Genomic DNA, 5,346 nt, shown 5'->3' with positions numbered 1-5,346 from the left:
AATGGGTAATAGTTATCAGTGCGTTGTCCGACAACGGCACTAAATAGCACGGCTGGAAAATTAACCAGCAGCTGCCGACGCGATATCATAATTACTTGTCTCCTAATCGGGTTTGCGATTGGGTGGAAGTCGTGCCGGCGGGGAGAGGTGAGAGTCTCTCTGACCGGGGCGCAATTAAATGCCGACTTCATGTAGTGCATCAGGCACTTAAAAATATTCAACCAGATTTTAGTCCAAAAAGCCATCGCAATAGGAGCAACACGCCGCTACGATTTACTTGCTCAACAGTTGCATAATCAACTCATGCAACTATTATCTGTAATTAGTGGGTAACTGTCAAGCGGTTTTCTTGATCATCAACTTATGTTGGTAACTGCAACTCGCACAGATATCCCCAGTAAAGTCTTCAATTGGCATTTCTTCTAGCTGTAGCTGACGACCGCAAACCGTGAGCCAATTCAAACCCTCTGCTTTGGATTTCAGGAGATGTATTTTTCTACCCTCACTCAATCGCCTTCCCGTTAGCATTGTTATTTCTCAATGACTGTTATGCAACCTTAACAAACTTAACTAGCAATAGTCACTGTTGAATAGCCACTGTTGCGTCTCGATAGTTGCATAAGTAGCATAAAAACTGTTATATATTATAGTTACATACAGCATTGAGTAACATGAGTAAAATTCCAACAGTCTACCAAGGGATAATAGAGACTGACGACGACACGGTTATTGAGTTAGATTCCCCCCAATGGCTGAAGTGGCTAGAGAATAACAAATCTTTCCGCTATGAGCCAAAGTCTGAGTTAACAGGGTTCACCGCTAGGGTTGAGAAAAGCGGTTACTGGTACGCCTACCGTAGAATCAAAGGGAAGTTACATAAACGTTACATAGGGAAACCTGACGAGTTAACTGTTGAGCGGCTGGAAGAGATAGCAGCCCTGATTGAGAAACCACCTGAACTACGAGAGGTTACATATAAGCCATCTGCAACTGAAACGATTAAATATGCAACTACCAAGGATGTAACTAACCTGTGGCAAGCATTGAGGGAGTTGAGACAAGAAGTAGCAAAGCTGGCTGGAAGTCCCACAACAGTAGAAGAGGAGCAAGAAGAACAGCCTACTGACTCCGACAATGAAGTGGCAGACAGTGAGATTGTCACTCAGTTACAGAATCAAGTTACAGAGTTGCAAAATGAAGTTAAGAGTTTAGAAACTAAACTCAACTACGCTCGCAAGCAGAAGAAAGAGTTAGAAGATGAGCTAGCCAGCGTGGAGAAGCAAAACAGCGACTTAAAAGATGGAACAAGTCTTAAAAGGGTAACAGATAAGCTGCGACAACAAGAGACTGAAAACCAAAAGCTTAAGCAGGAACTTCAGAGAATCACTCAGCTAGGGGATGAGGTCAACGCCGAACGCAACGAACTGGCTCATGAGAACTGGCTGTTAAAGTCAACTGTCAAAAACAAGGATAAGGAAATCGAGCAGTTAAAATCACAAGTTACAGATGCCTCTGTGCCAGACTATGAAGCAATACGCGATCGCATACTCAGCAAGCTCAGAGTTGGTAGGCAGTCGGCAGGGGGGAAAGCTATCGACACATTTATTCGGGAATTAAAGCAGACGCGGTAAACTTTCGGTAAAAAGAATAAATTACCGAGAGTCTAAAGGCATGAGTTTCTATAAACCAAGGTCACGACCTCACCTAAAACTGGTGTATAACTCCGAAAATCGGAAAGTTGAACCACTTGCCCCAAGGAATCCCAAATTGAGACGACCTAAAAATGAAGATGTGCGATCGCGCGAATACTTAAGACCCGATGAAGTTGAGCGATTGATCAGCGCGGCTAAGACTGTTGGCAGAAACCAGCAGCGCGATGAACTGTTATTGTTGATGATGTTTCGTCACGGCTTGCGCGTCTCTGAGGCGATCGCGTTGCGGTGGTCTGACATCGACTGGGAAACAGCCAGTATTCACATTCGCCGCATGAAACGCGGTACACCTGCTAATCATCCCATCTACCCGGATGAGATGCGAGCGTTGCGAGCGTTTAAAAAACAGGCCAAGGATAAAACACCCTGGATATTCATGAGTGAGCGCGGCGCACCTATCACCGATGACACGGTACGCAAAATTATCAGCCGTGCCGGGGAGGTGGCTGGCTTTGATTTCCCACTACACCCCCATATGTTACGCCATAGCTGCGGTTATGCTCTGGCCGCCAAAGGAACAGACACCAGGCGCATACAAGACTACTTGGGACACAAGAACATTAACCACACCGTCCGCTACACCCAGTTAGCACCCAACAGGTTTGATGGTCTATGGGATTGAGTCGCTTTGAGTCGCTAAAACCACCGTAATATTTCTTCGGCAAGTTAACTTGTCACTGGTTTAATATTTTCTAAAATTGCACCTAAATTTCACGCGCTATTATTTCACGCACCCCTATAGGGTTCGCGGAAAATTCATGCGTAAACTTAACGCATTTCGCATCGACTACTATAGTGGTCGATAGAAAAAAGCAACAACCGGATAACACTATGTTGTCTAGCAAATTTTTGTCAGTTCCCGACACCATACTTTAAAGCCCGCTTCAGGTATTAGCGGGCTTTTGGTTTTGCTCTATGCTACGGCTAATTGACTGCTGGGGATGACATGGGGTGTTAATTCCTGTTCTTCCACATAGTCGTGAGTCCCTGCGTAGTTTTCAGAAACGGAAGATAGGGTGTAATCAACCTCTATCACGTATGCCCATCGACCATTTTGGGGTTCATCCTCTTCCCAACTGCGACCGTCAACCCTTCCGACTATGGTCATAACATGGTTGGCTGTGTTGACAACAGTCTGCACCAATTCCCCAAAAGCAAATAACGGCTGAGGAATGTAGTAAGTATTGTTTGTAGCTTGAAAATCTGACATGATGATATCGCTCCTTTCATGGGTAAGACATGGGAGGGGAAGTCGTCGTTAATTGGTGCTGACAACACCAATTAGCGGCGCATTTTCGTTTTAAGGGAATTTTACCACCAAACCCCAGGTTTTCAACTGCACTTAAATCTTTTTTGCAGAGTTGATGCAACAGCTAAAAGCTTATGCAGTAAGACGGGTGAACGCTAAAACTCTCAAACCTGTAAATCATATCCTGCATATTTTTGGGCTTGCACCCTATTTTTGCAGGATGCGTAAATCAGATACGCAGGATGTGTATATCAGATACGCAGGATGCGAATATCTTATATTGCATTTATGCAGAATGCAGATAACGCATAACGCAAAAAGTTTTCCAGAACTCCGGCATGGTCACAACTATTCAACAGAGTTACTTTCTTCGACCCTAGACCCGAAGAAAGTATCTCAGTCTGCTGCCCGAAAAAAATTCTTAAAAATGTCCTTCATATTTCGCTCAATTGGCAGCCCCTTTAAAATCCGGCTGCCTACCCCGGCGGCTCGTTTTTTCCGACAACTGGCACTGTGACAGTTGGTAGTGGTACTTGCGACGCGCTGCTGACATGGTTTTCAGCTTTAACTCTTCCCGGTAGATGTTGCATCGGTTTATGAAAACCTGCTTACCTACCCTAAAGAAGCGATTGCCAAAATCAGCCGCTTTCACTTGGTAAGTGTTGGGCTGTTGCTTTTTCGCTCCTGGAGTCACGCCGTCAGAAAATGCGATGACCTTCGGTCGGTCGTAGACCATCGCATTTCCCGTGACCTGATACCCTACTTTTGATTCTGTGCCGTCGCTTCCCCATGCCCGCCACTCAGTAGCTTCATTTTCCCAAGCTTGGGAAATTTGATGATACTCATACTTGTGCTGGCAAAGTTGCCGGCGGGTCATGCCCAGCTTCTCTTGATGCCGTCGCACCGTCCGGGTGTGAATGCCCAACTCACAGCTAATAGCATTTTGAGAAGTGCCGTAGTGAATGAACCTTTTTGAGACAAATATCCGTGACGAACTAATGTGAAGTACGCAAGGTACTTCCCCCACTGGCGATTTATGTGAGGATTGCCTTTCATCCCCCACTAGCTCGTTTGGGTGTGCTGTCCCGTAAAGTTTTCTATACTGTGGCTTTAGTTGGCGATCGGCCGCGTATCGGCTTTTCTGCTGAAATCTTTGTGTGACTATGCCCGTAATCCGTGACCGCAGTTGGCTGAGGTCTAACACTTTCCATAGTTCACATTCTTCTACTCCCCCCCAATGCTTGAGGTTCATTCGGTAGCAAACACTGAACATACTACCCAAGTAAACCGTTACCACTCCGGTTCTAACTTTGTAATACCGAAATGCTCCTCGTTTCTTGCCTTGCTGCAACCAACGGTAAACAGACTTGTCATTGCAATTTAGAAATGTCTGTATTACAGCTAGTGGTAGTGTTAAGTGTCCCGCCCCTTCCCGGTCTAACGCTCGACACAAGTACCACAACCGCGCCCAAGTTTCTCGCCCAATGCGAGCGTGTACCCTTACACGGTAAGTGCTAAGGATTATTGCGGTTTGTATCTTTATTAAAGCTAGTTGTGGTGATACACTTGTATTTGCGCTGTCTGGGCTGGTCATTGGTTATCACTCTGGCCCAGTAGCCAAAAATTCCTACCGTTTAAGCGTTGACCAGCTCTTGTTACTAACCCCCAGAAATTGATACTCTTAATGCACGTTTTGTTGGTTTTGTTTTTGGGGTTGTTTGGGGACAGAGTTGGTCAACTCTAAACCAATAGCAACTTTCAACTACAAGACCTTTTCCTTTTTTTGTGTGGTCTTTGTATAAATGTCTATTCTTGAGAACGCGGTAATTCCTCAAGAATAGACATTTTCGTTAAGCATACATCTGAACTAGCAAAGGATCAATTATTTGGTGTTTTGTATAGAATTCTTTGCAGCTTTGCCGTGGAGTTCTTGACACCTTGTCTGGGGTGATTGCCTTGCTATATAAGCGTTTCTTGTTGCTCCCGAACACTTTTCATTAGTTGTATTGATACATGAAAACAGTTAAGTTTTTCTTGTTTTCCAGAACAATTTTTAATTAGTTTTGCTGATGGTTCTATCATTAAACCGAAAGTGTGTTCTGGAGCAATCAGCCAACAGGATTCTAAGTCAAGCTCAGGTACGTAGTCGTATTCGCAATCATCAAGCAATACTGTATAAACCCAGCCAACATCAATTAACCAGTCCTCTGGTTGCCAGCATAGTCCTCTGACTGTTCCTGTTGCTTCTACCAAGCCAGAGGATTCTGACTCATACCGGGTTACAACACGTTGACCGATGTGAAACTTGGGTTTGGGTAATGGGTAATAGTTATCAGTGCGTTGTCCGACAACGGCACTAAATAGCACGGCTGGAAAATTAACCAG

5 protein-coding genes are annotated in these 5,346 nt (G+C 44.8%); 2 read left to right on the top strand and 3 right to left on the bottom strand.

The window, feature by feature from the left end; genetic code table 11:
- Window positions 1-671 precede the first annotated feature (671 nt).
- Together AACS98_RS01585 and AACS98_RS01580 are read left to right on the top strand one after the other, a co-directional pair.
- On the top strand, window positions 672-1,631 hold the full coding sequence (locus AACS98_RS01585; protein WP_066375497.1) for a hypothetical protein: 960 nt from the start codon (window positions 672-674) through the stop codon (window positions 1,629-1,631).
- Window positions 1,632-1,767: 136 nt separating this feature from the next.
- A complete protein-coding gene (locus AACS98_RS01580; RefSeq protein WP_066375501.1) occupies window positions 1,768-2,334 on the top strand; it encodes a tyrosine-type recombinase/integrase in 567 nt (188 codons plus the stop codon).
- A 291-nt stretch (window positions 2,335-2,625) separates the two neighbouring features.
- Here the strand turns inward: AACS98_RS01580 and AACS98_RS01575 are convergent, their stop codons facing one another.
- The 3 genes from AACS98_RS01575 to AACS98_RS01565 form a co-directional block, all read right to left on the bottom strand.
- Window positions 2,626-2,922, bottom strand: a complete 297-nt coding sequence (locus AACS98_RS01575; protein ID WP_066375495.1) for a hypothetical protein — start codon at window positions 2,920-2,922, stop codon at window positions 2,626-2,628.
- A 484-nt stretch (window positions 2,923-3,406) separates the two neighbouring features.
- A complete protein-coding gene (locus AACS98_RS01570) occupies window positions 3,407-4,555 on the bottom strand; it encodes a hypothetical protein (protein ID WP_066375493.1) in 1,149 nt (382 codons plus the stop codon).
- A 365-nt stretch (window positions 4,556-4,920) separates the two neighbouring features.
- On the bottom strand, window positions 4,921-5,346 hold a 426-nt coding region (locus AACS98_RS01565), incomplete at its 5' end, for a hypothetical protein (RefSeq protein ID WP_198161108.1).

It is taken from the genome of Anabaena sp. CA = ATCC 33047 (assembly GCF_963870205.1).
In the GTDB taxonomy this organism is placed as follows: domain Bacteria; phylum Cyanobacteriota; class Cyanobacteriia; order Cyanobacteriales; family Nostocaceae; genus Trichormus.
This window is presented reverse-complemented; position numbering and strand designations above follow the sequence as displayed.

Coding starts and splice junctions, on each gene's coding strand:
- AACS98_RS01575 (WP_066375495.1), bottom strand. CDS start 2,922: ATGTCAGATTTTCAAGCTACAAACAATACTTACTACATTCCTCAGCCG.
- AACS98_RS01585 (WP_066375497.1), top strand. CDS start 672: ATGAGTAAAATTCCAACAGTCTACCAAGGGATAATAGAGACTGACGAC.
- AACS98_RS01570 (WP_066375493.1), bottom strand. CDS start 4,555: ATGACCAGCCCAGACAGCGCAAATACAAGTGTATCACCACAACTAGCT.